The organism is Nocardia sp. NPDC057353, from assembly GCF_042667085.1.
GTDB lineage: Bacteria > Actinomycetota > Actinomycetes > Mycobacteriales > Mycobacteriaceae > Nocardia.
Map to the genome: position 1 here is coordinate 44,723 of NZ_JBHVAK010000037.1, position 25,160 is coordinate 69,882.

Below are 25,160 nucleotides of genomic sequence, written 5' to 3' on the forward strand. Positions count from 1 at the left end.
CCACCGACCGCGGGACCGGCGCAGCTCCGCAGCGCACGGACAGTCGGGGGCCGGATGAAGCTCGAGCTGCCCGTGCCGAGTCCGGCCTGCGGCTTACGAGAGATCGTTCAGGCACCGGGTGGCGGCTGGAAACGCAGAGCTACCGTCTGGCCCGCGGCGGTGCGCTCGCGGGTGACCACCAGGACGCCGGGCCCGACCACGACGTCGAGGCGTTCGCCTTCGCCATGCGTAACGCCCGCATGGTCGCCGTCGGTCGTCATGTTGAGCGGCGGGTAGGCGAGGGCGAGGACCAGCGTTCCGCTCGGCACATCGACGAGCCCCATCGGAACGGTTTCGGTCCGTGGCTCGTGTTCGAGGCCGCCCTCCGGAATCGGGCGGATACCCGGCTCGACCGGTGGCGAGACCCAGAGGGTCCCGTCATCGCCGCGCCGCACCTCGTGCCGACCGTCACCGTGGGCTTCCTCGACGTAGACCCGCAACCCGTCGAGCACCAGTTGCGCGCTGCCCTCGGCGGCGAGTTCGTCACCGTGGACATCCCAGCCACCGAACCGCGCCCCCGCATCACACAGCACCAGGAAAAGTCCGTCATGCACGGGATTTCGGATCGATCCGAGGTAGTCCACGATGGTTCAGCCTACGGCGGGGGATGCTCCGGTGTGTATACGCAGTGCGTGGGCTGTGGAGAGATCGCTTCGGCGAGTGCCGGTTCAGGACCGGTCGAATTTCGCACCGCGGACGAAGCAGTATCCGGCCGGGTGTGGACCGACTACGGTCGGGTACGACCCCCGCACACCCGCGGTGCGGTCCGGAAGGTCAGGCGATGAACGCTACCGGCGATACCCCCGTTGCCCTGCGACAGGAATTTCCCGCCGCGGCGGAAGAGCTGGCCGGGGTCCGCACCAGGCTGCGCGACTGGCTGGCCGGCGTCCTCACCGACCCCCGCCACGCCTACGACCTGCTGCTCGCCGCCATCGAGGCGTGCACCAACGCCGTCGAGCACGGGCATCGCGGGGACCGGCGGCCCATCCTGCTCGAAGCGCGGGTGCAGCGGGACATGGTCCGGGTGACCGTCACCGACCACGGGCAGTGGAAGACACCCGCGGCAGGTGCCACGAATCGCGGACGGGGGCTGGCGCTGATCGGCGCCCTCGTGCCCGAGTCGCGGATCACCGTCGGCGACGGCGGGACCGTGGTCGAGCTCGCGGCTCCCCTGCGCACCGCCTAGCGCCGGTTCAGTTCTGCAGGGTCGCGCTCGGGCCGTGGCCGTACTCGGCGCGGTAGGCGATCGCGAAGCGGCCGGGGTTGCCGAAGCCCCAGTCCCTGGCGACGGAGGTGACGGTCTGGCGGTCACCGGACGCGGCGCGGCGCAGCTGGTCGTGCGCGCCGGCCAGGCGCAGCCCGCGCAGGTAGGCCAGCGGGGTAGTGTCGAGCTGGGCGTGGAAGGCCAGCTGCACCGCGCGCGGGCTGACGAACGCCGCCGCGGCCACCTGCGCGATCGAGACGTCCTCGCGGGTGTGTCGTTCCAGGAAGGCGATCGCCCGCCGCAGGGTCTCCGAGAGCTCCGGGTCGCTGTCGACCGGGCCGAGGGGGAAGGCATCGGCGACGGTGGCGGCGACGTAGCGGGCCAGCGCCGCGGCCACCGCGGGTGAGGTCAGGGTGCCCGCGGCGGCGCAGGCGTGGACGTGCTCGATGACCGCGGTGAGCCCGGCGCTCTCGGCGGGGCCGGGGCGGCGGGTGAAGTCGCGCGCGGACGGCCTGCCACGCTCGGGGCCGGGCGCGCGGGGCAGGATGGCCGGGTCGACGACGAGGATGTCGTAGCCGGTGGCCCGTGAGGTCCCGGCGCCGGGTTCGGTGAGCCCGGCGAGCTCGCCGGGCGGCTCGGCGGTCAGGTCACCGGCGGGGTCGGTGCGCACGACCCGCCCGCGCCGCACCGCGCACACCCGCCAGGTGTCGCCGGGGTCGACGGCGTAGGACATGGCGGAGCCGAAGGTCAGCCGGTCCAGGCTGACCGCGGGGCCGAGCCGGATCCGCGCGACCGAGGTCGGGTCCGCTCCGGCACCGGAGGCGGTGCCGAACCTGGTCCCGGCGTAGGTCTCGGCCATGAAGGCCTCGATCACGGCGCGGTCGGTGCTGGCGAACTGCATGACGCGGGCTCCCTTCCGAGCCGCATTCGCTTCCCGTCATCGAGCTGTCCTGCGGGAACAGCCGCGGGTGGTGCCGTCGGTCCCCTCCACCCTCCTCCACATCGACGAAAAACGAAAGCAGGCCCGCCCTCAGCTCCGGAGCCGCGGCAGCCACCAGTTCCACCGGCCGAGGAGTTTCATGAAGGCCGGAACCAGCAGCATGCGCACGACCACCGCGTCCAGCGCGATGGCGACCGCCAGCGCGAACCCGAGCTGTTTGATCTCCAGCACCCGCGCGGTGGCGAAGGCGCCGAAGACCACGACCATGATGGCGGCGGCGACGGTGATCGCCCGCGCGGTTCGCGCGATGCCCGCGACCACGGCCTCGTCGTTGGCGCGGTCGGAGCGATCGGAGCCGAGCCAGTGCTCCCGGATCCTGCGGATGAGGAAGACCTCGTAGTCCATCGAGAGCCCGAACAGCACGACGAAGACCGTCGCGGGCAGGAATGCCTGGATGTAGCCGCGTCCGGTGAAGTCCAGCACCTGCTCGCCGTGGCCCCACTGGAAGACCGCGACGGTCAGCCCGAGCGCGGCCGCGGTGACGGCGAGGTTCATCGCGATCGCCTTGATCGGCAGCAGGACGCTGCGGAACACCGCCACCAGCAGCACGAACGAGAACGCGAGCACGCAGGCGACGACGAGCGCGAACCGGCCGGTAATGAGGTCGGAGAGCTCGACGAAGGCGGCGGTGGTCCCGCCGACGGCCACGATCGAGTAGGTGGACTCGCCGATCGCACCGGCCCGCCCCCGCAGCTCGCGGACCAGCTCCGCCGCCTCCGTGGAGTCGGTCGCCACGCTGGGGACGACCGAGAGCAGCAGCGCTCCCCCGGCCCGCACCGGGAGCACCGAGGCGACGCGCTCGTCCCGGCCGGTCTCGGCGGCCAGCGCGTCCAGCGCCGTCACCGCCTGCGCGGCGAGCGGCCCGCCGCCCTTGCCGACCGCGGCGAGTTGGATCGGCGCCAACAGCCCCGGCCCGAACTCGTCGGTGAGAACCTGCGCGGCGTGCCCGGACGGCGTGCTCTGGATCTGCGAGACGCCGGTGTCGTTGCCGTAGCGGATGGTGGTCAGCGGCCACGCGCACAGCCCGAGCAGCAGCAGCGCCGCGGTGCCCGCCAGGACCGGCTTGCGCATCACCGCGCGCGCCCAGCGGCTCCAGCGCTCCTCGGTGCGGTCGACCGCGGTGCGCCGCAGCCGTCCCCGGTCGATGCGGGGGCCGAGCGCCGCCAGCAGGGCGGGGAGCAGCGTCAGCGCCACCAGCACGCTGCTGACCAGCGCCGCGGTCACGCTCAGCGCGGTGCCGCGGAAGATGCCCGCGGGCACGACGATGAGCGAGCAGAGCGCGACCAGGACGATCACCCCGGAGGCGACCACGGTCTTGCCCGCCGTCTCCAGCGCGATCGCCACCGCGCGCTCTGGTTCGGCACCGGCCAGCTCCTCCCGGAAGCGGCTCACCACGATCAGGGCGTAGTCGATGCCGACGCCGGTGCCGATCATGGTCGCCACCGAGATCATCAGCGGATCGACCGGGATCGCGGCCGAACAGAGGTACAGCATGCCCAGGGAGAGCAGCACGCCCGCGCCCGCCATGGCGACCGGAACCAGCGCGGCCACGAACGCGCTGGTGGCCAGGAGCAGCAGCACCAGCGCGATCGGAACGCCGACCAGCTCGGCCCGCACCGTGTCGGCCTTCTCGACGGCGATGATGTCGTTCTGGACCGCGGAGAACCCCGTGGTCTCGACGGTGATCTCGCCGCCGCCGATGCCCGCGAGGTCGCGCTGCAGCCGCTCGGCCACCTCGGCGCGGGCGCTCATGTCGCCGTCGATGCCGATGACGGCGAAGGCCGAGCGCCGGTCTGCGGATACCTGCTCGGCCTGCTCGTAGGGCCGGGTTAACACCCGCACATCCGCGCTGGCGCTAGCGGTCGCCAGCGCGCCGTCGACCGCGGCCCGGTATTCGGGGTCGTCGACGGTGCGCTGCGCGGAGCTGAAGACGATGACGTTCTGCTCGACCCCGAGCGCGGCGAAGTGCTCGCCGATCAGATCGCCCGCCACGGTGGCCTCGCTGTCGTCCACCGTGAGGTCCGGCGCCTGCAGCCGCTGCTCCAGGCTCGGGTAGGCGATGCCGCCCGCGAGCGCGAGGACCACCCACACCCCGAGCACCAGCCACCGGTGCCTGGCCATCGCCCGACCCCACCGCCCGAGCAGCGTGAGCCGGGGCGGCGGCTCGACGGTCGCGCTGACACTCGGTTTCGGATTGACAGTCACTTTCATAATGAACGACACTGTAACCCGGTCGGCCGGTGCGCGCGACCGTGATTGGATGGGCCGATGACGGACTCCCCGAATGCGCGCAGGCCATCGCTCGCCGAACGCAGGAGGGTGCAGGCGATGCACGAGATCCAGGACGTCGCGCTGGAGCTGTTCGAGCGCGACGGGTACCGCAGCGTCCCGATCGAGCGCATCGCCGCCGCGGTGGGCACCTCCGCCAGCACCGTCTACCGCTACTTCGGCACCAAGGAGATGCTCGTCGTCTGGGACGACTACGACCCTCAGATCCTCGATCTTCTCGCCACCGCCGATCCGGAGCCGGTCGCCCCGGAAGAGCTGATCGAGCAGGTGCGCGCGGCCGCGCTCCCCCTGGCGGGCGCCTTCCTGACCACCGACGAGGCCAAGATCCGCTCCCGCATGCGGCTGGTAGCCGCCGAGCCCGACGTCCGCGCGGGCCAGCTCCGGCTCGCCGAGCAGCTGACCGGCGCCGTGCGGGTCGCGCTCGCCGCCCGGCTGCATCGCGACGAGAACGACCTGACGCTGCGGCTGGCCGCCGCCCAGGCGGTGTGGGGGTTCCTCGCGGTCATCGACCACTGGGTCGCCTCCGGCTTCGAGCCGAGCCTGCGCGAGGTCTTCGAGACCGGCACCGAGACCATCGCCAGGAGCCTGCGCGCGGTCCTCGTCGCCACCGACTGACCGCGCCCCGACATCGAAGTCGATGAGCTCGGCGGTGTCGGTCCCGGAAGCAGTACCCGCCCGGCTGTGGACCGACTACGGTCAGGTACGACCCCCGCACACCCGCGGTGCGGTCCGGAAGGTCAGGCGATGAACGCTACCGGCGATATCCCCGTTGCCCTGCGACAGGAATTTCCCGCCGCGGCGGAAGAGCCGGCCGGGGTCCGCAGGCGGCTGCGCGAGTGGCTGGACGGCGTGCTCACCGACCCCGCACACGCCTACGACCTGCTGCTGGCCGCCATCGAGGCGTGCACCAACGCGGTCGAGCACGGGCACGGCGAGGATCGGCGGCCCGTCCTGCTCGAAGCGCGGGTGCAGCGGGACTTGGTCCGGGTGACCGTCACCGACCACGGGACGTGGAAGACACCCGCGGCAGGTGCCACGAATCGCGGACGGGGGCCGGCGCTGATCGGCGCCCTCGTCCCCGAGTCCCGCATCACCGTCGGCGACACCGGCACCGTCGTCGAACTCGCCGCACCCCTGCTCGCCACCTGAGCCGGGGGCCGAGTGATTCAGCGTTCCGGGAGTCAGGTCGACTTCATCGGCCCCGTCGCGGGTGCCTGCAGCGCCGCACTCGCGGCCGGGCTGATAGCCACCGGGCCCGTCTTCGCGCTGACCAGCGATTCGCTGTGGGACGCGCTGTGCCCGGCCCTCGTCACCTTCCCGATCGGCCTCGCCCTCGCGGTCCAGACCTACCGCTGGCGCCGAACCGCCCGGCGGTTCGACACCGCCGCCGTCCCGGCCGAGGCCGAGATCCTCGCGGTGCGGATCCGCGCGGGCGGCGAGAACCCGGATGTGGCCGAACTGCGGGTCCGCATCAGCGGCCCCGGCTTCGACGCCTTCGAGGCGGCGTGCGAGGTACCGACCGCCGCGCCGCACCCGCGCATCGGCGACCGCCGCCGGGTGCTGGTCGACCCCGCGGACCTGAGCTTCGCCATCGGGTACGACCACCTGTTCGACGAACAGTAAACCGACCGATACGCATCCCGTTGCCTTTTCGGTAAACAACCCATTGACGATTGTCGATGACATATGTCAGTCTAAACGAGCAGTCGGCAGCGCGGAGAAGCTGCCGCCCAACATCTTCCACTCGCCACCCCCACCCGCCGTCGACGCACGTCGGCGGTACTGCTGGGATCGAGGTCATGACCGATGCATCCGGGAAGCCCCAGGGCCGCGAAGCCCAGCGGCTGCGCACGCGGGATCGCGTGCTCGACGCCGCCATCACCGAGTTCGCGCGCACCGGCTCGGCGGAGGCCGATATCGCGGCCATCGCCGAGGCGGCCGGTGTCGCGCGCGGCACCTTCTACTTCCACTTCCCGACCAAGGAGCACGTGCTGCTGGAGCTGGAGCGCCGCGAGGAGACCCTGCTCGCGGAGAAACTCACCCGCTACCTGCGCGGCGAGCACGACCTGCGGGGCGCGCTCGCCGAGACCGTGCGGCTGGTGCTCGCGCTGGAGCGCAGGCTCGGCAACACCCTCTTCCGCGAGCTGCTCGCGGTGCACTTCTCGCCCAACCGCGGCGACGGCGATCCCAGGGACTTCCCGATGATCGCCACCGTCGCCACCGAGATCGAGAACGCCCGCGACCGCGGCGAGACCCGCGACGGCATCGACCCCTACCACGCGGCCCTGTTCTTCCTGCTCGGGCTGTACGCGCTGCTCGCCACCACCCCGGACAACCGCGCCATGCGCGCCGGGATGCTCGACAGCTACCTGACCACCGCGCTGCACAGCATGGAGCGCTGATGACCACTCTCGAACGGAGCAATCCCCATGTGGCTGGATCTCGTGCGCATCATCGGGGCGTGGGTGCTGGTCTGCGGCATCATCGCCTTCTGGTACTGGGTCATGAAGAACATCGGCACTTTCTGATCGGCAGGCCGCCGGACGGAGCCGTTCCGTGAACCCCCGCGCGCTGGAGCGCGGCTGCGCGCTCAGCGCGGTCGCCTTCTCCGCGCGCCGCCGCGCCAATGCCCGCCTCATCACCGGCGAGCACCGCGGGTTCGGGCTGAATGCCGCGGGCACCGTCGTCCAGGTGCCCTACCCGTCCGCCCCCGGCTGGACCCGCACCACCCTGACCTGCGGCATCGCCCTGCAATGCGCGCCGTCGAAAGACGAACTCACCCGCTACGCCCTGCACGAACTCTCCCCCCGCGAACGCGGCGCCCTCACCCTGGTCGAGGGCGGCGTCGCGGCGGCCTGGATCGCCGACCGGCTCCCCGGCCTGCTCCCGGAGCTGCGGCTCCGCCTCCCCGACCTCCCCTTCGAACCCGGCCTCGACGTCCCCGCCATGCTGGAGCGCGCCGACCGCCTCGCCCGCTCCGGCACCCCGCTCCCCGCCCACCCCCTGCTCGGCACCCTCCCGCTCAGCGCCCCCGGCCGCGGCGCCCTCGCGGCGGCCATCCACCGCACCTACGGCCGCATGCCGTGGACCAGCAGGCGCAGCGATGCCAAACGCGTGCTCTCGGTGCCGGTCGGCGGCGACGGCGGCGCCCGCAACAGCAATCTCCCGCCCCCGAGCCGCCCGGACAACGAGGACCTCGATATCCGCGCCGACCGGCGCGCGGGCATCCCGTACCCGGAGTGGAACATGTGGACCGAGAGCTTCCTCCCGGACCACGTCGCGGTGCTCGAACGCGCCAACCCCACCCGCGGCGCCCCGGCCCAGCCGGTCGGCGCGGAGCTGCGGCGCTGGTTCGAGCAGCGCACCCACCGCGCCCTCCGCGGCGGCCTTCCCGACGGCTCCGACCTGGACGTGGACCGCTACGTCGCGCACCGCCTCGACGCACTGGGCGGCCCGGTCCCCGAACCCCGAGTCTTCCGCGACCTGCTGCCCACGACCCGCGATGTCACCACCGCGGTCCTGCTCGACGGCAGCTCGTCGCTGGGCAGCCACGGCGGCCGCGCCTTCCGGCTCGAACTGGCCTGCGCCGACGCGCTCTCCCGCGCCATGGCACTGGCCCGCGAACGCCACGGCCTCTTCGTCTTCACCGGCAACACCAGGCACCGCGTGGAGGTGCGCTGCCTCAAGGACTTCGACGACCCGCGCTTCGTCGACCCGGGCGGGCTCGGGCTCATGGCGGGCGGCTACACCCGGCTCGGCGCGCCGCTGCGGCACCTGACGCACCGGCTCGCCGAACGCCCCGCCGAGCGCAGGCTACTGCTGGTCATCGGCGACGGCCTCATGTCGGACGAAGGCTACGAGGGCCGGTACGCCTGGGCCGATGTGGCGCACGCGCTCACCGAGGCCGACGAGGCCGGGATCACCGTCTACTACATCGGCGTCGGCCCGGCCCGCGTCGATCCGCTGCCCGAGGTGTTCGGGCCGCGCCGGTCCTGCCGGATCCACCGGGTCGAGCAGTTGCCACGGGTCCTCGGTGCCGTGCACCGGGCCCTGGTCGCGGCCTGACCCCCACAGCGAGGAGGACCCCGGTGCGGAATCTCTACCACGCCACCGGCGACGAGGTGCGGCTGTTCGAACAGGCGCACCGGCAACGACTTCCGGTCATGCTGACCGGCCCCACCGGCTGCGGCAAGACCAGGCTGGTGGAGCACATGGGCGCGCTGCTGCGCCGCCCGGTGCTCACCATCAGCTGCCACGACGACCTGACCAGCGCCGACCTGGTCGGCCGGTTCCTGGTGGCCGGCGGCGACGTGGTCTGGCAGGACGGCCCGCTCACCCGCGCGGTGCGCACGGGGGCGATCTGCTACCTGGACGAGGTGGTCGAGGCCCGCCACGACTCGCTCGCGGTGCTGCACTCGCTCACCGACCACCGCCGCACCCTCTACCTGGACCGCTCCGGCGAAGAGCTCACCGCGCCACCGGAATTCCAGCTGGTGTGCTCCTACAACCCCGCCTACCGCAGCTCGCTCAAGGAGCTCAAGCCCTCGTTCCGGCAGCGCTTCGTCACCCTCGGGCTGGACTACCTGCCGCCCGAGCACGAAATCGCCGTCATCGCCGCCGAATCCGGCATCGACACCGCGGTGGCGCGGCGGCTGGTGGGCTGCGCGGGCATGATCCGCCAGGCCGACGAGGTCTTCCACTTCGAACCGCCGTCCACCCGGGTGCTGGTCACCGCGGCCCGCATGATCGCCGCGGGGGCAGGCGAGCTGGCCGCGGTGCAGGCGGCGGTGCTCGCGCCGCTCTCCGGTGACGGCGCGCTCTCCGACGGCCTGCGCGAGATCGCGGCCGCCGCCCTGCTTCCCCACTCCGCTACCGAGAGGACGGCTCCGTGAACGACCAGGACCGCAGACGAAAGCGCGCGCTCATCGTCTTCCAGCTCACCATCTACGGCTTTCTGCTCGCCATGTTCCTCATCCAGCTCAGCATGTGCGCGACCAGGGATTGGTAGCCATGAACCTCCCCACCTTCCGCCGCGCCCCCGCACCGGCACCCGCGGGCTCCGGCTACGACGAGCACCACGAGCAGAGCAGGCAGGCCCAGCGCCGCGCCGATATCTGGCTCACCGCGGGCACCGCGCTCATGGGCACCTTCATCTTCGGCTTCCTCGGGCTGCCGATCTTCCTGCGCGGCGTCTGGCTGCAACGCAGAGCCCAGCGCGACGGGCTCTCGGTGCGGCCGATCATCGTCACCCTGATCGGCTACCTCGTCATCCTCGACGCCTTCCTGAACAGCATCGGCTGGGTGCTCGACATGCTCGCCAGCCACACCCTGGTGACCCGGGTCTTCTTCACCGCCTGGGGCAACTTCGTCGACAACGGCTACTTCTGGCACTACAACGAACTCTTCATCGGCGGCGCGGGCGCGCCCGGTGAGAAGGGCTGGGAGGTCGCGCTCATCCTGGTGGTCTTCCCCATGCGGGTCGCCGCCGCCATCGCCTTCTTGCAGATGAAGCGCTGGGGCCACCAGTGGCTCATCGTGACCTGCTGGTTCGGGGTGGTGATCTGGGTCGGCTACGTGGTCAATATGACCGTCTACGCGGATATCCGCTTCGACGGCACCGTGCTCCCGGTCCTGGGCTGGTGGCTCTACGACATCTTCTACATCACGCCGTTCCTCGCGATCCCGTACCTGCACACGGTGAACCGCGAGATCTTCTCCGACTGAGGGGCCTGCCATGACCACCACCGAACTTCCCCCCGGCACCACCCCTGCCTACGCGGGCATGCACAAGTGGCTGCGCCGCGGCATCTTCGTCTGCCTCTTCGCCCTGGTCATCGAGGGCGCGTTCACCGTGCCCGCGCTGGCCGTGTGGTACGGCTGGCCGACGCTCTCGCTCACCGAGATCTGCAGCGAACTCATGAAGGTCCGCTACAGCGACGACACCCTGGAGTGCGAGCACCCGGTGCCCTTCAACGCCCCGCCGCTCGGCGGGCAGCCCGAAGGCGCGGGGCAACAAACCGCCCGCGACGAGTGGGGCGTGCAGCCGAAACCCGACTACGGGCGGATCGGCTTCCGGGAGCTGATCCGCATCCACGAGGACCGGATCGCGAGACAGGAGGCCGAGGCGCCTCGGTGATGCTCAGAATTCGTCGAGGAGCGCGTCGATCTCGGGAAATCGCTCGACGGCCGGGGCGTCGATGACCTGGCCGCGAACGACGACAGTCGACGGTTGTGCCAACGTCCGGATGTCAACGAGCGGATCGGCATCGGTGAGCACCAGGTCGGCGGCGCGGCCGGGCTCGACGGCACCGGTGACGGCCTCGATGCCGAGGATGCGCGCATTGGCCTGGGTGGCCAGGTGCAGGGCGTGCGCCGGTGTCAGGCCGCCGTACCGGATGAGTGCGTCCAGCTCACGCCAGGTGTTGTAGTGCGGCACGAAGGTGAGCGCGGAATCGGTGCCCATGCCGATCAGGATTTCGTGCTCGACCGCGGTGCGGATCGCCGACAGCATGCCGTCGAAGATCATTTCGGCATTCGCGCGGGCCACCGGGTTCGCACCGGTGACCGAACGGTCGAGCTTGACCAGGGGCAGGGCCGCCGTCAGGGTCGGTACCAGGGCGGAGAAGCCGCGCAGCGAGTTCGGGTTGTGGCCGAACAGCTCGATGACGTCGTCGGACAGCGCCGCACCGTGTTCGATCGTGTCGACGCCTGCGCGCAGCGCGGCCCGGATGCCCTCGTCGCTCTGCGCGTGCGCCGCGACGAGCACCCCGGTCGCGTGCGCTTCCTCGCAGATCACCCGCATGTTCGCTTCGCTCATCTCCGGGCGCCCCGCATACCCGATCTCAGTGGCGTCGGTGACGCCCGCGGTCGCGGAGATCTTGATCGCTCGGGCGCCCCGGCTCAGATTCCGGCGCACGTTCTTGCGAGTCGTGTCAACGTCGGCACCGGTCAGGGCGATCTGAGGCGCGCCGTGGCCGCCCGGAACGGCGAGCAGCGGACCGGACGGGATCAGCCGAGGTCCAAGGCGATCTCCGCGCTCGATGGCGCGCGCGACCCGCACCACCTCGTACCCCGGGTCACCGACGCTGCGAATCGTGGTCACCCCGGTGTTCAGCTGGGTGCGCACGGCGCGCTCGGTCCTGGACTCGAGCCACCGGCGCGCGAGCGGGCTGTGCAGGAACACCGCGACCAGCTTCTCGACCCGGGGATTCACCAGAATCGGTGGCAGCGGCTTGCCATCGGAGAAGAGGTGAGCGTGGGCGTTGATCAGGCCGGGCAGGAGAAATCGGCCGGACGCATCGATGACCCGGACACCATCGGGAACCGCGATCTCCGCGGTCGGGCCCACCGCCGCGATCCGTCCGTCGGCTTCCACGAGGACGGTGGTGTCGGCGTGCACGGTGCCGTCCCGGTCGCCGGTGAGCATCGTGGCGTGGGTGATCGCGAGCGGTTCAGGCATCAGGTCGTCCTCGCTGTGAGTCCTCGTCACCGTGCGAACCAGGAGGCCCACGCTTCCCCGGGGCAGCACCTCGAAGCAGTGTGCACGGCAGGCAGCGGTTTGCGACCGCCACCTTGCCCCTCAGTACTGCTGGGGCCGCCGGATCACGGCGCCCGCACCGACGCCGCCGAGCAGCGACATGATGATCAACCCGGCGATCAGGTTGATCGCGGCCGTCGCGATCTTGGCGTCCACCCCGGCGACCAGGGTGAACGGCACCAGCGTCGCGAGCGCCGTGAGCAGCCCGGTGATCCAGTAGAAGAACTGCATCGGGCTCGGCATGAGCGCGAGCAGCAGGTTCAGCAGCCCGGCCGCGGCGATCGCGGCGGCGGCGCCCGCGACCGCGTACGAGGTGGTCGACACCGTCCCGTAGGCGCCCGCGCCCTCGGGCGAGAGCACCGCGATCCCCAGGATGCCGCGGATCAGCATGATCAGCACCACGATCACCAGCGCGACCACGGCGGCCGTGCCGACGGCGCCCGCCCACAGCCTGCCGAGGTTGATCTTCGGCTCGCGCCGCGGCTGCTGCTGCCGCCGCTCCCCCTCGTAGGCGTCCTCCGCCTGGTACTCGTACCCCGGCTGCTGCCCGGAGTACGCCTGCTGCTGGGGATAGGCCTGGGTGCGCGGGTAGTCCCGGCGTTGCGGGTCCTGCCGCCCGTAGTTGTACGACGGTTCCGTCATAGGCAGAAAGTACCCGCTCCGGCCGGAACGACCCACCCGAATCGAGGGCATGTCCACCCGGGTGGCACATCCGATCAGCGAACCCGCTGTTCGGCGCGCCGGTCCCGGTGTCAGCCGCTGTGCAGCACGTCGAGCAGTTCCTGTTCGAGCGCGACGAACTCGGGGGTAGCGAGGATCGACAGGTCACGGGGGCGGGGAAGGTCGACGCGCACCTCGCGGCGCACGGTGGCGGGGCGCGGGGAGAGGACGATGACGCGGTCCGAGAGGTAGACCGCCTCGCGGATGTCGTGGGTGATCATCAACACCGTCCACCGGTACCGCTGCCAGACCTCCTGCAGCCAGGACTGCATGTCGGTGCGGGTCAGCGAGTCGAGGGCGCCGAAGGGTTCGTCCAGGAGCAGCAGGTCGCGCTCCTGGACCACCGTCCGCAGCATGGCCGCGCGCTGCCGCATCCCGCCGGAGAGCTGGGCGGGGCGGGCGTCCTCGAAACCGGCGAGCCCGAAGACGGGGAAGAGTTCGCGGGCCCGGCGCCTGGCCTCCGCCCGGGGCACGCCGCGGACCAGCAGCCCGAGGATCGTGTTGTCGAGCACGGTGCGCCACGGGAACAGCAGGTCCTTCTGCGGCATGTAGGCGCAGTGCGAGCCGGTGGGCTCCGCGTCGCGCCTGCCGAAGTGGATACCGCCGGAGTCCGGGGTGTCCAGACCGGCGAGCATCCGGAAGACGGTGCTCTTGCCGCAGCCGCTCGGGCCGATGACGGAGACGAACTCGCCGTGCCGCGCGGTGAACGAGACCCCGGCCAGAACGTCCCGGCTGTCGAAGGACTTGGTGAGCGCGTCGACGACGATCAGGCCATCGGAGTCAGCCATGCTCAGTCCCCTCCGCCGCGCGGGCCCACGGGGCGACGACCCGCTCGACCGCGAAGGTCAGCAGGTAGAGCGCGATACTGAGCACCGCGGTGACCAGGACCGCGGCCAGGACCAGGTCGGTGCGGAACGAGTTCTTCTGCAGGCTCATGTAGATGCCGAGCCCCTCGGTCGCGCCGACGTACTCGGCGAAGACCGCGCCGACGACCGCGTAGGTGATCCCGATCCGCAGCGCCGTGAAGAACCGGGGCAGCGCCGACGGCAGCCGGACGTAGCGGAAGACCTGGCGGCGGGAGGCGCCCATGCTGCGCAGCAGGGCGCCCGCCTCCCGGTCGGCCGCCGCGAAACCCTCGATCAGCCCGATCGCCATCGGGAAGAAGGTGACCAGCGCGACCACCAGCACCTTGGGCAGCAGCCCGAACCCGAACCAGATCACCATGAGCGGCGCGATCGCGATGATCGGCAGGGTCTGCGAGGCGACGAAGAGCGGGACGAAGGCCCGGCGCAGCCACGGCGAGAAATCGACGACGACGGCCAGCGCCCAGGCCAGGCTCAGCGAGACCGCGAAGCCGACCAGGGTCACCTGCAGCGTGGCGGCCGCGTGCCCGGCGATCTCGCCGCGATGCGCCCAGCCCTGCTCCCCGACCCGCAGCGGGGACGGGAGCAGCTGCGGGCGAATACCGCTGACCGCGACGTAGCCCTGCCAGAGGCCGATCAGCGCCGCGACCGTGACGGCCGCGGGCAGCAGCCGCCGGAATCCCCTGCCGCGCACCCCGTTCGGCGAGCTCCGACCGACCGCGACCTCAAGCGGGGGCGAGGTAATCATTGGTGAAGTACCGCGACCAGTCGGGCTCCTCCGTCAGCGTCCCGCCGTCGGGGCCTGCCAGCAGCCCCTTCCGATACAGGAAGCCGGAGTTGGCGGCCCACTGGTCGAGTTCCTGCGCGCCGACCCGGCCGTCGGCGGCCTTCATGAACTGGCTCGCGAGCATCCGCTGGCTCTCGAAGACCAGGCTCTCGTCGTTGAACGCGCCGGGGTTGGCGGCGATGAGGTCGCGGGCGGCGGCCTCCGGGTCGTCCGCGGCGGACTGGTAGCCGCGCTGCAGCGCCTGGACGAACTTCGCGGCGCGCTCCGGGTTCGCCGTCAGCCAGTCCTGGTTGCCGTCGATCACGATGGCGTAGCTGTCCGGGAAGCCGTAGTCGGTGTACCGGAGGTACTTCATCGGGGTGCCGCGGTGTTCGGCCTCGATCCCCTCCCAGGCCAGGTAGGAGACGGTGAAGTCGGCCTGCCCGGAGTAGACCGCCTCGTAGGCCGAGGTGCCGAGCGTGACCGAGGTGAACTCGCCGGTGCCGCCGTCGTTGCGGATCACCTGCTGCAGGACCTCCGCCTCGCCGGGCTCGCCGAACCCGGCGTAGGTCTTGCCGTCCAGGTCGCGCGGGCTGGTGATGTCGGCGCGGTCGGCCCGCACCCCGATCGCCGTCGCCCAGTGCCGCAGCGGCGCGAGGACGGAGACGGTGTGCGCGCCGGACGCCCGCGCGAAGGTCGACTGCCGCTGGGTGCTGATCCCGAACTCGGCGTTCCCGGCGTCGATGACCGTGCCGACGCTGGTGTTGTTGTAGGGCAGCACCTCGACATCGAGGCCCGCGTCGGCGAACCAGCCGCGCTGCAGCGCGACGTAGAGCCCGGTGTGGTTGGTGTTCGGCGTCCAGTCGAGCGCGAACCGGATGGTCTGGCCCTGGTCACCGCCCGAGCAGGCGGTGAGCGCGGACAGCACCGCCACCGCGGCGACGGCGCAGGCCAGGGCGCGGCGCAGGCGGCCGCTCATCCGGCGGGCCACGGCTGCGGGTGCAGGGCGGTGTCCCAGAACATCAGTTCGTAGCGGGTGGCGATGACGAACGCCGTCTCCATCGCCGCCAGCTCCGCGGCCCCCGCGGTCGCGGCCGCCGCGTCCACCAGCGCGCGGGCCGCGCCTGCGGATTCCTGGAACTCCGGTGCGCCGTAGGTGGAGACCCACTGCGCGTAGGGGTGTTCGGGGTCGGCGGCGAGCACCTCGGCCGCCGTCGTCGCCAGGTCGCGGCCGACCTCGGCGTAGATCCAGAAGCACGGCAGCGCCGCCGCGGCACCGACGGCGTAGGACTCGGTGGCGGCGGTGGCGATCAGGTAGGAGACGTAGCCGAGGCAGGCCGTCGAGTGCTCCGGCTCGTCCGCCCGCTCCGGGATCAGCCCGCCGGTGAGCAGGTCCTGGTGCAGCGCGGTCTCGACCGCGACCGCCTTGCCTGCGGACTGGGCCCAGAACCGCGCGGTCTCCGGATCGGGAGACTTCGCCGCCAGCAGGGCCAGCGCCTTCGAGTAGCCGGAGAGGTAGAGCGAATCCTGCTCCACGTAGGTGCGGAAGACCTCGAGCGGCAGCGTGCCGTCGCCCAGCCTGCGCAGGAACTCGAGGTCATCGATGCCGGCGCGGAGTTCCTTCGTCCGATCCCAGAGGTGGTCGGTGAAGCGTGCGGTATCGGAGGGTTGCGTGCGCAAACCAGGACATCCCTTCGTCAGCATTACCTGAACAGGTTCTCGGGTCTCATCTCAGCCCCGCTCGTGCGGAGCACCCCGTGTCGTACGGTTTCCGACCTTAGCAGCGCAGGATCCCCCGGTGGGAGCGCGGTTTCGCGCACCGCCGCCACCAGCGGTTCCCTGGCTCACTCCGCGCTGGGCGGCTCCCCGTCCCGCTTCTCGATCCGGCGCGGGCGCGCGATGCGCGGGGCGTTGGGGCGCCTGCGCGGGCGCGCGCCGAACTCCACGACCTTCGCCTCGTGCTCGCCCTCGGGCGCGGCGGGCGGCGGCGTCCACGCGCCGGTCTCGGCCTGCAGCTCCGAGCGGGTGACCGGACGGGTCGGGGGCGGGTCGCCGGGGCGGCTGTTCTCCGGACGCCACGGCCTCGGGTGCTGGCCGCCGGGCTCGTCCGGCACCCGCCGCGGATGGCGCGGCAACCGGACGACGTTCGAGGCGCCGTCGTCGTCGCGGGCGGGCTTCATGCCGTCGAACCTGCGGCGCAGCTGGTCGCGCATGCTGCGTTTGCCGCCGGTGCCCGGCGCTTCCTCGTCCGGCATGGCGCTAGGGATCGAGCTGGGGGCTGATCATGTCACTCACGCCCCCATTCTTCCTCGAGTCGGCCGCCGCCGTCCCCTCCCGGAGCAGTGGGCATCGGCGAGCGTGCCTAGCGCGCCGATCGAGCGCGGGCTGCGCGCGGGGTGGCGCTGCCCGGCTGCTCGGCCGCGCCACCGGCCTCGCGGGCGCCGCGCACGGCGAGCCGGTCGGCGCGCTCGTTCTCCGGGTGCCCGGCGTGGCCCCTGACCCATTCCCAGGCCACGTCGTGGCCCGCGCAGGCCGCGGAGAGCCGCTGCCACAGGTCGGCGTTCTTGACCGGCTCCCGCTTCTGGGTCAACCAGCCATTGGCCTTCCACTTCGGGATCCAGGAGAGGATGCCGTTGCGCACGTAGGTGCTGTCGGTGTAGACGCGGACGGTCGAGCGCCTGGTCAGCGCCTCCAGCGCCCGGATCGGGGCCATGAGCTCCATCCGGTTGTTGGTGGTGGGGCCGGGATCGCTGCCGTAGAGCTCGCGCTCGTGCGTGCCGTAGCGGAGCACCGCGCCCCAGCCGCCGGGGCCGGGGTTGGGGGCGCAGGCGCCGTCGGTGTAGATCTCGACTTCCACGCGGTGAGACTACTGGTGCCTGGCGTGCCTGGTGTCGTACCACCGGTCGCCGACCGGCTCGCCGTCGAGATTCCAGCTCCAGGACTCGACGGGGGTGATGCGCAGGTAGTGGCCCGGCCCCACCATGCCGGTGCGCTCGACCGGCGGCTCGGCCCGGCCGTAGATCCGCAGGCCGCGGGCGATGAAGGGGTCGAGCGAGGTCGGTGCCGAGATCGAGGTCGAGGAACGTGGTCCCCGGCGAGCCCCAGCGCGGGTCGTGCGTGCGCGCGGAGTACCGGGTCACCCGCCCCCTGGGGTCGCGGACCCGGTTCAGGACGGTTCCGGTGGCGCGCACGCGGCGCACCCACTCGGCCTCGGTCAGCGCCGCGACCGCGGCCGCGCGCAGGATCAGCCGCACCTCCCGCAGTTGCGCGCATACGGCCGCGTCCGGGATCCGCGGCGCGCAGGTCACGGGGAATTCGACCGGCGGGCGGTCGGCCGGGGTCGCGTAGATGTCGCGCCACCGCTCCCCCGACCCGCCGCGCCGCTGCCGCAGCACCCGATCGTCCTCGGCGTCCACCTCCGCGACCTCCTCGTTGCGGTGCCCCCGCTGTCGAGTGTCGGCCCGGGGCCACGCCCGCGACAGATCACGTTCGGACTCGTGACAGCATCGAAACCCGGTGAGCCCGGCGATTTCCTGGTGCGCCGATGTCGTACGCTGCACTCCTACGCCGGGGGGCGGGCCGGTTGCCGGTTCGGCAGGGTGGCGCTCCCCGGACTCGATCGGAAAGACGAGCGTGTCGGATCCCCATCCCCCGCAGCAGCAGTACCACCACTACCCGCAGCAGCACGATGCCTACCCGCAGCAGCAGTACAACGGGTATCCGCAGCCGCAGCACAACGGGTATCCGCAGCCGCAGCACAATGCGTATCCGCAGCAGCAGTACAACGCGTACCCCGGGCCCGGCGCGCCCTTCTATCAGCCGTATCCGGTCGCGCCGCCGCGCATGCCCGGCTCGGTGCGGTCCGCGCAGATCGTCGCCTGGCTCATGGGCGCCGCCGGGATCGCGCTGATCGGCGTGGCGATCGGGACCGGCCGGGCCGAGCTCGCCGGTCAGCTCACGGCCGGTTTCCTGCTGCCGATCATCACCGCCGGGATGGCCTTCGCATTCGGTTCGGCCGGGAACGGCCTGCGGGTCACCGCGATCGTGCTCGCGAGCCTGCAGGCGCTGTTCAGCTTCGGCGCGATGGCGAGCATGCAGCCGCCGGGGCTACTCGGCGTGATCACCGGCATCACCGTGATCTGCCTGCTCGCGCCCGCCAAGGCCAAGCAGTGGTTCGAACGGCCGCGGTGAACCGATGAGTTCCGGCGGCGGGCGACGTCCTCTCTGCGACGACAGGAGTACTCCATGCCCGCGACCGAGGCCGCCCTCTGGGCCATGATCCACGCCGAGCGCCGCGCGCTCGCCGACGACCTCGCCGAGGTGAGCACGGAGCAGTGGTCGACGCGCTCGCTCTGCTCGGAGTGGACCGTCGAGGACGTGGTCGCGCACCTCACCGCCGCCGCGAGCACCGGGCGGGTGCGCTGGCTCCGCAGCATGGCGGGCGCCCGATTCGACCCCGCCGTGCACAACGCGCGGCTGCTCGCCCGGCACCGCGGCGCCGACCCCGCCGAAACCCTGGCCCGCTTCCGCTCGGTGCTGGACAGCACCACCGCGGCCAGCGGCCACACCCCCGCCTGGCTCGGCGAGATCGTGGTGCACGCCCAGGACATCAGGCAGCCGCTCGGCCTGCCCGCCCGCCCCGGCCTCGAGCCCTGCACCGAGGTCGCACGCTTCTTCGCGTCCCGCAATTTCGCGGTGAACAGCAAGGATGCCGTGGCGGGGCTGCGGCTGGAGGCCACCGACGGCCCCTTCACCGCGGGCTCCGGCCCACTGGTCACCGGCCCGACCCTCGCCCTCACCCTGGCGATGGCGGGCCGGGCCGCCTACTGCGCCGAGCTCACCGGCCCCGGCGCCGCCGCGCTGCGCGAGCGCTGCGCGGATCGCGACCGGAGTCCGCGGCGGTGAGTGGCGTGCCGGTACACCACGCGACAAGGATCGCACGGCGCCGCGTCTCCGGCATCTCTCGGACCAGGCGGATCAGACCGTGAGCAGCACCTTGGTCGCGCGCCGCTCGTCCATGGCGCGGTAGCCGTCGGCCGCATCGGCCAGCGGGAGCGTGAGGTCGAAGACGTCGCCGGGGTAAATCTCCCCGTTCAGGATGAGCTCGATCAGCTCGGGCAGGAAGCGGCGCACCGGGGCGGGCCCGCCGTGCAGGTGCACCCCGGAGAAGAACAGCTCCATCCCGTCGAGCGACACGTCGTGCGAGACCCCGACGTAGCCGACGTGCCCGCCGGGCCGCGCCGAGCGGATCGCCTGCTCCATGGATTCCTGCGTGCCGACCGCCTCGATCACCGAGTGCCCGCCCAGCCCGCCGGTGAGTTCCTTGATCTTCGCCACCCCGGCGTCCCCGCGCTCCTCGACGATGTCGGTCGCGCCGAACTTGCGCGCCAGCGCCTGCCGGTCGGCGTGCCTGCTCACCGCGATCACCCGCTCCGCGCCGAGCCGCGCCGCGGCCAGCACCGCCAGCAGCCCGACCGCGCCGTCCCCGACCACGACGACCGTCTTGCCCGGCCCTGCCTCCGCGGCCACCGCCGCGAACCACCCGGTGCCGAGCACGTCCGAGGCGGCCAGCAGGTGCGGGAGCTGCTCGGCGCTCGGCTCGCCGGGCACCACGACCAGCGTGCCGTCGGCGAGCGGGATCCTGGCCCGCTCGGCCTGCGTACCGATGCCGCCCATCGGCACCGCGTGCACGCAGCGGCTCTGGTAGCCCGCCGCGCAGATCTCGCAGGTGTTGTCCGAGGCGAAGAACGAGCCGACCACGAAATCGCCGACCCGCAGCGTGTCGACATCGGCGCCGATCTCCTCGACCACGCCCACGTACTCGTGCCCCATCGGGCTCGGCATCCGCACCTCCTCGATGCCGCGGTACGGCCACAGGTCCGAGCCGCAGATACAGGTGGCGGCGATCCGGATGACGGCGTCGGTGGGTTCGGTGATCCGCGGCTCGGCCCGCTCCTCGACCCGGACGTCACCGGGGGCGTGCATGACGACTCCACGCATGGTCAGGTACTCCTTCACAGTTGTCGTTCCCCGCCCGCGCCATCGAGTCTGCCCCCGTTCGCGGCGGCGCGGGAGACCCTGTCGAGAGGTGTACCGGCAGGGCACCCCAGGCTCCGCGCGACCGCCCTACGCTGGGATGATGAGCAATCGAGCCGAGGTCCGCGAGTTCCTGATGACCCGCCGCGCCAAGCTCACCCCGGAGCGGGCTGGGATCCCGGCGGGCACCAACCGCCGGGTCGCCGGGCTGCGCCGCTCGGAAGTAGCCGCGGTCGCCGGGGTGAGCGTCGAGTACTACGCCAAACTCGAACGCGGCGCCATCGCCGGCGCATCGGCCGCGGTCCTCGACGCCATCGCCACCGCCCTGCAGCTCGACGACACCGAACGCGCCCACCTGCTCGACCTGGCCCGCGCCGCCGACGGCATCCCCACCTCCGGCCGCACCCGCCGCCGTCCGAGCAGAGCCGCCGCGGCCCGCCCCACCCTGCAGTGGGTCCTCGACAGCATCACCGACGCCGTCGCCTTCGTCCGCAACCCGCAGTCCGACCTGCTCGCCGCCAATGCGCTCGGCCGCGCCTTCTACTCCCCCGTCTTCGGCACCGGCGGACGCACCCCCAACCTGGCCCGCTTCCAGTTCCTCGACCCCGCTTCCCGCGACTTCTATCCCGACTGGGACCTCTTCGCGGAGATGAGCGTCGCGATGATCCGCACCGAAGCAGGTCGCGACCCGCACAACCGCGCCCTGCAGGACCTCGTCGGCGAATTGTCGACCCGGAGCGAGACCTTCCGCCGCCTGTGGGCCGCCCACGACGTCCGCACCCACGGCGCCGGCACCAAGCGGTTCCACCACCCCGAGGTCGGGGACCTCGTCCTCGCCTACGAGGAGCTCGCCATCACCGCCGAACCCGGTCTCGCCCTGCTCGTCTACACCGCCGAACCCGGCTCCCCCTCCGCCGAACGCCTGCGCATCCTCGCCTCCTGGGCAGGGGCCGGAGTCTCCGCTCTCCGGTAGTGGCACTGACCGCTGTACGATCCCCTGGCTGTTCGTACGTCGTCGGCCTGCTCGCAGGACCACCGCTGTTGATCTTCCTGCTGGCCATCAGCGGCTCCACTGCCCGGTGGGTCGAGTACATGACGCCCGCGCCGCAGAATGAAGGGGGAACCCGGTCGCATTGCATGATCCCGTTCCGAGGGGACAGATCGGATGTTGAGCTTTTTCGCGTGGCACGACGGCAGGCTCGCGCCGCGACCACTGGCGATCAGTCCGTGGGCCCCGGGCACGCTGAGCGGGACCGGGCTCTGCGGCCTCTTGGCCCGCGAACTCGAAACCCACTGTCCCGCAGCGTTCGTTCCGGCGCGGCTGACGGTGGATCTGTACCAGCCCGTGGCCGCGACGGAGTTCGCGTTGAGCAGCACGGTGGTTCGGCGCGGTTCGCGGATCGCGGTGGCCGCCGCCGTCCTGCTGCAGGACGGCGCGCCGCGGGTGCGGGCCTCGGCGGTCTTCCTCACCACGGGCGATCAACCGCCCGGCACGGTCTGGAGCCCAGGGGAGGAGCTGCCGATGCCGCCGTCGGGCACGATGTCCCCGGAGGGCTCACCGCCGCTGTTCAGGAGCGGCGACGGCGAGTGGAGCTCCGATTTCGCCGCGCACCAGAACGCCGAGCGCAAGATCGCCTGGCAGAGCCTGCCGCCACTGGTGGCCGGGGAGCCGATCACCCCGTTCCAGCGCGCGGCGATCCTGGGTGATTCGACCAACCACGTCTGCCACTGGGGTTCGGCGGGAGCGGGCTACATCAACGCTGACGTGACGCTGACGCTCGCGCGGCTGCCGGTCGGGCACGAGCAGGGGTTGCGCGCCGAGAGCACGATCGCCGCGGCCGGGGTCTCGATCGGCACCGCCACCCTGTACGACCGCGCGGGGCCGGTCGGCACCACCGTGGTGACCGCACTGTCCAATGCCCGCAGGCAGATCGATTTCGCCGCCACCTCCGCCGCCGAGCTCGCCGGAACCTCCGACTGACCCGATGCCCATAGGTCGGTGGGCCTCGGAACCGGGGGCTGGCGACCGACGCGGCGGCTCCCTAGCGTGACCTCAGCTGACCGGGGGCAGCCGACCGATTCCCGACTCGGAGATGTGAGGTATATCGATGAAACGAGCACTGGCCGTGGCCGCACTCGCGGGCGCTTCGATGCTGGCGGCGCCTGCGGGCGCCCAGGCCGCTCCTGAACAGGTCGCGCCGGTCGCCGCGTGCGTGGAGTACCCGATCGGCATGCCGGGCGGGTGCGGCTTCATCCAGAACATCCTGCAGCTGCTGAGCACCGGGTCGGCCGGGCTCAGCAGTGGGGTGACGACGTCCTGACGTAGGACACGGCTCGGTCACCAGGTCTGCCGGGCCACGCGCAGGAAGTTGGCGCCCAGCACGGCCGCGATGTCGGCGGGCGCCCACCCGCGGCGGGTGAGATGGTCGCCGAGGGTGAGGAAGGTTTCCGGCGGCATCCAGGTGATCGGGCCCCAGCGGGTGTAGGAGTCGTCGAAGAGGTGGGGGTTGCGGGCGATCTCGAGCAGGAAGTCGGCGGCGTCGAAGGAGTGGTCCGTGCTGACCCCGACGTGGTCGATGCCGATCAGGTCGACGGCGTATTCGAGGTGGCGGGTCATCGCCTCCAGGGTGGGGGTGTTGGGGCCGAGGAAGATGCCGACGCCGGTGATGCCGACGACTCCCCCGGTCTCCGCGCACGCCCTGGCCTGGTCGTCGGTGATATTGCGCGGGTGCTCCCAGACCGAGCGCATGCACGAGTGGCTGTAGACGATTGGGCGGGTGGAGATCTCGCACATGTCGAGCCCGGTCCGGGCGCTGCCGTGCGAGCCGTCCGGCACGACACCTACCGCGTTCATCTGTGCGACCAGGTCGCGTCCCCAGCGGGTGAGGGCGGGATCGTCGGCGTCGAGGCAGCCGCCGCCTGCGAGGTTGGCGTGGTTGTAGGTCGGGGCCAGGGTTCGGACGCCGAGGGCGGCGAAGCGGGCCAGGTTGTCGAGGTCGCCGTCGAGCGGTGCGGCGTCCTCGAGGTCGAAGGCGATGGCGACCGTTGCCGCCGGCGTGGTCGGAATCTGCCGCGCGATGTCGGCCAGACCCAGCTGTAGATGTGCGGCGATCGCGCTGCGGTAGTGCTCCAGGAGGCGGGTGGCGTCGGCGAAGGAGTGCGGGGAGTAGCCGGCGTTGACCGAGACGAAGGTGGGGCCGGGGCGCGTGAAGCGGGTGAGCGGTTCCACCTCGGCGTCGGCACGCAGGGGAAGGGACGCGTGCTGGTCCCAGAGCAGGTTCACGGGTGGGGCGATACCTTCCTGTCGTCTCGGTGCGCCGCACCTCGCCGCCCCTCGACCGTGGAGGATGCGGGTCACCGGCGGAGCTTCATTTTCTAAGATATTCCGCGTGCCCGAATCGGACATTCACGCAGACGGAGATGGTGTGCGGCCCGACCCGGCCGCCTCGGCGGCGCTGGTGGGAGCGTTCACCCTGTGGTTCGCCCAGCAGCGCTGGGAGTGGTCGCCGCCGGTGTACCGGCTACACGGCTACACCCCCGGCGAGGTCGAGCCGACCACCGAGCTGGTGCTCGCGCACAAACACCCCGACGACCGCGACCACGTGGCCGAGCTGATCGCGCGCACGCTGCGCGACGGCGAGCCGTTCTCCTCCCGGCACCGCATCATCGACACCGCGGGCGCGGAGCACGCGGTCATGGTGGTCGCGGACCGGCTCCGCGACGACGCGGGCGCTCTGGTCGGCACAAGCGGCTACTACATCGACCTCACCGATGATCTCGACGCCGCCGAGAAGCACCTCATGGACGAGCGGATGCCGGAGATCGTGGAGGCCAGGGCGGTGATCGAGCAGGCAAAGGGTGTCCTCATGCGCATGTACGGCATCGGTGCCGAGCAGGCATTCAGGGTGCTGGCGTGGCGCTCGCAGGAGACCAACATCAAGCTGCGCGACATCGCCGCCCGGGTGGTGGCGGACCTGGCCCTGATGCCGGCCCCGCCCGCCAACGCCGTCACCGCCTTCGACCACCTGCTGCTGACGAACCACACCCGCATCGACCCCGACGCCGGGGAGCAGGCCTCGAGTCGATAGGCGCTTCGCTTGTCCGCAAAGCGCAGAGACCGGTCCGTGCGCGAGATGCCGCGGTGGACGGGGTAGTACGCCATGAACTGTCCGGCGGGTGGAAGGAGCCCGAATGGTCAGGCCGGGTGCGGCGGTGGCGGTGGAGTTCGGGGCGCGGCCCGAGCAGCTCGGGCTCGGGCGGGTGCTGACCAGGGCCGTCGGTCTCGGGCTCGGGGTGTCGGTGGGCGAGGTCGCGGATCTGGAGCTGGTCGTGCACGAGATCGCCGCGCTGCTGGTGCCGGCCACGGCGCCGGATGCGGTGCTGCGGTGCGAATACCGCGTGCACGACACCGTCATCGGGGTCCGCGTCACCGCCCGCACCCGGGCCGAGCCGACAACCGACGGGCTGGGCTGGCACATCGTCCGGGCGCTGGCAGGCGACGCGGCGCTCGACCGCGGCCCGGCGGACGAGAGCGGGCACCCGACCTGCGTGCGCTTCTCCTGGCCGCACCCGGGTATCGGGTAGCGGCGGTGACGGTGTTCGAGGGACGAGACGTCGGCGGGCGGTCGGGATCGCGACCCCGACCCCCCGCGGCGAGGCTGCCGGGGGTCAGGCGGCGAAGACCACGCGCAGCGTGGCCACCAGCT

Annotated in this window: 29 protein-coding genes and 1 riboswitch; of the genes, 16 read left to right on the top strand and 13 right to left on the bottom strand. The window is 71.9% G+C overall.

The window, feature by feature from the left end; translation table 11 throughout:
• Positions 1-107 precede the first annotated feature (107 nt).
• Positions 108-623, bottom strand: coding sequence for a hypothetical protein (locus ACFUUZ_RS19910; protein ID WP_378698233.1), 516 nt, complete (start codon positions 621-623; stop codon positions 108-110).
• A gap of 197 nt (positions 624-820) precedes the next feature.
• Between ACFUUZ_RS19910 and ACFUUZ_RS19915 the strand changes: the two genes are divergently transcribed.
• Complete coding sequence (locus ACFUUZ_RS19915; protein ID WP_378698234.1) at positions 821-1,225, top strand: ATP-binding protein; 405 nt, start codon at positions 821-823, stop codon at positions 1,223-1,225.
• Positions 1,226-1,232: 7 nt separating this feature from the next.
• On the opposite strand, the gene ACFUUZ_RS19920 is transcribed toward ACFUUZ_RS19915, so the two are convergent.
• Both ACFUUZ_RS19920 and ACFUUZ_RS19925 read right to left on the bottom strand, forming a co-directional pair.
• Positions 1,233-2,144, bottom strand: a complete 912-nt coding sequence (locus ACFUUZ_RS19920) for a helix-turn-helix transcriptional regulator (protein WP_378698236.1) — start codon at positions 2,142-2,144, stop codon at positions 1,233-1,235.
• Between the two features lie 129 nt (positions 2,145-2,273).
• Complete coding sequence (locus tag ACFUUZ_RS19925) at positions 2,274-4,448, bottom strand: MMPL family transporter (RefSeq protein WP_378698238.1); 2,175 nt, start codon at positions 4,446-4,448, stop codon at positions 2,274-2,276.
• Between the two features lie 63 nt (positions 4,449-4,511).
• Between ACFUUZ_RS19925 and ACFUUZ_RS19930 the strand changes: the two genes are divergently transcribed.
• The 8 genes from ACFUUZ_RS19930 (at position 4,512) to ACFUUZ_RS19965 (ending at position 10,668) form a co-directional block, all read left to right on the top strand.
• Positions 4,512-5,147 (top strand): TetR/AcrR family transcriptional regulator, encoded by a 636-nt coding sequence (locus ACFUUZ_RS19930; RefSeq protein WP_378698240.1) that lies wholly within the window; start codon positions 4,512-4,514, stop codon positions 5,145-5,147.
• 129 nt (positions 5,148-5,276) lie between these two features.
• Complete coding sequence (locus tag ACFUUZ_RS19935; protein ID WP_378698242.1) at positions 5,277-5,681, top strand: ATP-binding protein; 405 nt, start codon at positions 5,277-5,279, stop codon at positions 5,679-5,681.
• A gap of 12 nt (positions 5,682-5,693) precedes the next feature.
• Entirely contained in the window at positions 5,694-6,155 is a 462-nt protein-coding gene (locus tag ACFUUZ_RS19940) for a hypothetical protein (protein ID WP_378698244.1), read from the top strand.
• Between the two features lie 176 nt (positions 6,156-6,331).
• The gene (locus tag ACFUUZ_RS19945; RefSeq protein WP_378698246.1) at positions 6,332-6,934 is read left to right on the top strand and encodes a TetR family transcriptional regulator; all 603 of its coding nucleotides are present in this window, start codon (positions 6,332-6,334) and stop codon (positions 6,932-6,934) included.
• Positions 6,935-7,088: 154 nt separating this feature from the next.
• Positions 7,089-8,597, top strand: a complete 1,509-nt coding sequence (locus ACFUUZ_RS19950) for a nitric oxide reductase activation protein NorD (protein WP_378698248.1) — start codon at positions 7,089-7,091, stop codon at positions 8,595-8,597.
• Positions 8,598-8,620: 23 nt separating this feature from the next.
• The gene (locus ACFUUZ_RS19955) at positions 8,621-9,424 is read left to right on the top strand and encodes a CbbQ/NirQ/NorQ/GpvN family protein (RefSeq protein WP_378698250.1); all 804 of its coding nucleotides are present in this window, start codon (positions 8,621-8,623) and stop codon (positions 9,422-9,424) included.
• A 118-nt stretch (positions 9,425-9,542) separates the two neighbouring features.
• The gene (locus tag ACFUUZ_RS19960) at positions 9,543-10,256 is read left to right on the top strand and encodes a hypothetical protein (RefSeq protein WP_378698252.1); all 714 of its coding nucleotides are present in this window, start codon (positions 9,543-9,545) and stop codon (positions 10,254-10,256) included.
• 10 nt (positions 10,257-10,266) lie between these two features.
• Positions 10,267-10,668, top strand: coding sequence for a hypothetical protein (locus tag ACFUUZ_RS19965; protein WP_378698254.1), 402 nt, complete (start codon positions 10,267-10,269; stop codon positions 10,666-10,668).
• 3 nt (positions 10,669-10,671) lie between these two features.
• On the opposite strand, the gene ACFUUZ_RS19970 is transcribed toward ACFUUZ_RS19965, so the two are convergent.
• From ACFUUZ_RS19970 to rnhA, 8 genes are all read right to left on the bottom strand, one after another.
• The gene (locus ACFUUZ_RS19970; RefSeq protein ID WP_378698255.1) at positions 10,672-11,991 is read right to left on the bottom strand and encodes an amidohydrolase family protein; all 1,320 of its coding nucleotides are present in this window, start codon (positions 11,989-11,991) and stop codon (positions 10,672-10,674) included.
• A 120-nt stretch (positions 11,992-12,111) separates the two neighbouring features.
• Complete coding sequence (locus ACFUUZ_RS19975) at positions 12,112-12,711, bottom strand: DUF6069 family protein (protein WP_378698256.1); 600 nt, start codon at positions 12,709-12,711, stop codon at positions 12,112-12,114.
• 110 nt (positions 12,712-12,821) lie between these two features.
• Positions 12,822-13,577: an ABC transporter ATP-binding protein gene (locus tag ACFUUZ_RS19980; RefSeq protein WP_378698257.1), complete on the bottom strand. Its 756-nt coding sequence runs from the start codon at positions 13,575-13,577 to the stop codon at positions 12,822-12,824.
• Positions 13,570-14,346: an ABC transporter permease gene (locus ACFUUZ_RS19985; protein ID WP_378698259.1), complete on the bottom strand. Its 777-nt coding sequence runs from the start codon at positions 14,344-14,346 to the stop codon at positions 13,570-13,572. The genes ACFUUZ_RS19980 and ACFUUZ_RS19985 overlap by 8 nt, the downstream gene beginning before the upstream one ends.
• A gap of 31 nt (positions 14,347-14,377) precedes the next feature.
• Positions 14,378-15,397, bottom strand: a complete 1,020-nt coding sequence (locus ACFUUZ_RS19990) for an ABC transporter substrate-binding protein (RefSeq protein WP_378698260.1) — start codon at positions 15,395-15,397, stop codon at positions 14,378-14,380.
• Positions 15,394-16,098 carry a TenA family protein gene (locus tag ACFUUZ_RS19995; RefSeq protein ID WP_378698261.1) on the bottom strand — a complete coding sequence of 235 codons (705 nt, stop codon included), beginning with the start codon at positions 16,096-16,098 and terminating at the stop codon, positions 15,394-15,396. Before ACFUUZ_RS19995 ends, ACFUUZ_RS19990 begins: the two co-directional genes overlap by 4 nt.
• Positions 16,091-16,186: riboswitch (TPP riboswitch) on the bottom strand. Its footprint overlaps the gene before it by 8 nt.
• A 76-nt stretch (positions 16,187-16,262) precedes the next feature.
• Positions 16,263-16,673, bottom strand: a complete 411-nt coding sequence (locus ACFUUZ_RS20000) for a hypothetical protein (RefSeq protein ID WP_378698263.1) — start codon at positions 16,671-16,673, stop codon at positions 16,263-16,265.
• 107 nt (positions 16,674-16,780) lie between these two features.
• On the bottom strand, positions 16,781-17,275 hold the full coding sequence (gene rnhA / locus ACFUUZ_RS20005; RefSeq protein WP_378698265.1) for a ribonuclease HI: 495 nt from the start codon (positions 17,273-17,275) through the stop codon (positions 16,781-16,783).
• A 776-nt stretch (positions 17,276-18,051) separates the two neighbouring features.
• Between rnhA and ACFUUZ_RS20010 the strand changes: the two genes are divergently transcribed.
• Positions 18,052-18,609 carry a hypothetical protein gene (locus ACFUUZ_RS20010; protein WP_378698267.1) on the top strand — a complete coding sequence of 186 codons (558 nt, stop codon included), beginning with the start codon at positions 18,052-18,054 and terminating at the stop codon, positions 18,607-18,609.
• Positions 18,610-18,663: 54 nt separating this feature from the next.
• On the top strand, positions 18,664-19,323 hold the full coding sequence (locus ACFUUZ_RS20015; protein WP_378698269.1) for a maleylpyruvate isomerase family mycothiol-dependent enzyme: 660 nt from the start codon (positions 18,664-18,666) through the stop codon (positions 19,321-19,323).
• Positions 19,324-19,395: 72 nt separating this feature from the next.
• Here the strand turns inward: ACFUUZ_RS20015 and ACFUUZ_RS20020 are convergent, their stop codons facing one another.
• On the bottom strand, positions 19,396-20,418 hold the full coding sequence (locus ACFUUZ_RS20020; protein WP_378698271.1) for a zinc-binding dehydrogenase: 1,023 nt from the start codon (positions 20,416-20,418) through the stop codon (positions 19,396-19,398).
• 139 nt (positions 20,419-20,557) lie between these two features.
• Between ACFUUZ_RS20020 and ACFUUZ_RS20025 the strand changes: the two genes are divergently transcribed.
• The 3 genes from ACFUUZ_RS20025 (at position 20,558) to ACFUUZ_RS20035 (ending at position 22,775) form a co-directional block, all read left to right on the top strand.
• Complete coding sequence (locus ACFUUZ_RS20025) at positions 20,558-21,427, top strand: helix-turn-helix transcriptional regulator (RefSeq protein WP_378698273.1); 870 nt, start codon at positions 20,558-20,560, stop codon at positions 21,425-21,427.
• A 192-nt stretch (positions 21,428-21,619) separates the two neighbouring features.
• Positions 21,620-22,435: an acyl-CoA thioesterase domain-containing protein gene (locus tag ACFUUZ_RS20030; protein WP_378698275.1), complete on the top strand. Its 816-nt coding sequence runs from the start codon at positions 21,620-21,622 to the stop codon at positions 22,433-22,435.
• A 127-nt stretch (positions 22,436-22,562) separates the two neighbouring features.
• Positions 22,563-22,775, top strand: a complete 213-nt coding sequence (locus ACFUUZ_RS20035; protein WP_378698277.1) for a hypothetical protein — start codon at positions 22,563-22,565, stop codon at positions 22,773-22,775.
• Between the two features lie 17 nt (positions 22,776-22,792).
• Here the strand turns inward: ACFUUZ_RS20035 and ACFUUZ_RS20040 are convergent, their stop codons facing one another.
• On the bottom strand, positions 22,793-23,737 hold the full coding sequence (locus ACFUUZ_RS20040) for a dipeptidase (RefSeq protein WP_378698279.1): 945 nt from the start codon (positions 23,735-23,737) through the stop codon (positions 22,793-22,795).
• A 106-nt stretch (positions 23,738-23,843) separates the two neighbouring features.
• Here ACFUUZ_RS20040 and ACFUUZ_RS20045 point away from each other — a divergent pair, with 106 nt between their 5' ends.
• Positions 23,844-24,542 carry a PAS and ANTAR domain-containing protein gene (locus ACFUUZ_RS20045; RefSeq protein ID WP_378698281.1) on the top strand — a complete coding sequence of 233 codons (699 nt, stop codon included), beginning with the start codon at positions 23,844-23,846 and terminating at the stop codon, positions 24,540-24,542.
• A gap of 103 nt (positions 24,543-24,645) precedes the next feature.
• A complete protein-coding gene (locus tag ACFUUZ_RS20050) occupies positions 24,646-25,038 on the top strand; it encodes a hypothetical protein (protein WP_378698283.1) in 393 nt (130 codons plus the stop codon).
• Positions 25,039-25,160 lie beyond the last annotated feature (122 nt).